Origin of the sequence: Microcystis sp. M53602_WE12 (genome assembly GCF_030065455.1) — a bacterium.
GTDB lineage: Bacteria > Cyanobacteriota > Cyanobacteriia > Cyanobacteriales > Microcystaceae > Microcystis > Microcystis aeruginosa.
The window spans coordinates 1-1,164 of record NZ_JASJFB010000132.1; the positions used below are offsets into that span (position 1 = coordinate 1).

Sequence of the window (1,164 nt, forward strand, 5' to 3'; positions counted from 1 at the left end):
CGCTCAAACGGGCAATAATTACGAACGCCGTTACACCCACGGTCACGCTATGATTATCGATCCTTGGGGTGTGGTTTTAGCCGATGCGGGGGAAGAAGCGGGAGTGGCAATTGCCGAAATTAATCCCCAACGTCTGCAACAGGTGCGACGACAAATGCCTTCCCTACAGCATCGTGTTTTTGTTTAAAATTCGATTCGACAATTTTAACGCCTAATTTTGGGATTTAACTCGGTTTTTTCGCGTAACATTGCTCCCTGATAACAAGGGTCGAATCTAAAACCTAATTAGTTAAGCTAAAAGCTTTGATGTACTGAGTTTCTAACCTTCTTTGCCAGATTCTCAGGGTAAGCTCATCTAATAAGGATGTAGTCGATTTATGCCACCCGATCAAACCATACCAAGTAACGAAGAACCAAAAATCTAGTTGGTTTATAATATTAAATAATTAACTTTATTTTTAGAGATGAATCTGATTTTGTCAAGCAAAGCGGCCGAAAGACTTCAACGAGAAGTGCAGTCAAGAGAAGATTTTATCGCCGATAATAATGCTTGGCGAATTGATGTCCTCGATCTCAGGAAGAGAGGTATTTTTCTCATTACTCAGGAAAAGAGTTTATACACCTTAATTTCTTCGTACAAGCAGGGAATTAAGGGAATTATCGCTCAAATTACCACCATTGATCGGCATGAGGGCGATTCCCCTGAAATTCATTATCTCAAATCCGAGAATAGGAGTCTGGTAAGCTCCATGAATAACATGAAGAATTTAATCGCTAAATTAGATCAGTACAATGCGGTTGATAACGAAAGATTTGCAGAAATAATTAATCAGACTCCCTTTAAATATTTATCTTACCGTACCCCGACCGAATGTTACCAAAATCTCTTGAATCAATCGAAGGTAGTACAATAAAACGGTCGTGTTTTAATCTAAGGAGAAAACGCTCCCCAATCTTCACAGCTTAAAACTAAATAGGGTTTGCTGAAAAAGTGGCTCTTCGGGACTTGGTATGGTTCGATAGGGGGGCATAAATCGACTAAATCCTTATCTGGCAAGAGATTTAATTGATTAGTTCGCTCTAGATCGCAAACAATTGACAAAAATCGCGGTAATGTCTGTCTCTATAAGGGTTTCATTCCTTATAACCCCCATCCATTGCATA

Annotated in this window: 3 protein-coding genes; 2 read left to right on the plus strand and 1 reads right to left on the minus strand. The window is 39.5% G+C overall.

Features of this window, described 5'->3' with window-relative positions; genetic code table 11:
- A partial coding sequence (locus PX482_RS05325) for a nitrilase-related carbon-nitrogen hydrolase (RefSeq protein ID WP_288122166.1) occupies window positions 1–187 on the plus strand: 187 nt, incomplete at its 5' end.
- A gap of 289 nt (window positions 188–476) precedes the next feature.
- Entirely contained in the window at window positions 477–914 is a 438-nt protein-coding gene (locus PX482_RS05330; RefSeq protein ID WP_288025588.1) for a DUF6933 domain-containing protein, read from the plus strand.
- A gap of 17 nt (window positions 915–931) precedes the next feature.
- On the opposite strand, the gene PX482_RS05335 is transcribed toward PX482_RS05330, so the two are convergent.
- Window positions 932–1,102 (minus strand): hypothetical protein, encoded by a 171-nt coding sequence (locus PX482_RS05335; RefSeq protein ID WP_288025590.1) that lies wholly within the window; start codon window positions 1,100–1,102, stop codon window positions 932–934.
- Window positions 1,103–1,164: the final 62 nt, after the last annotated feature.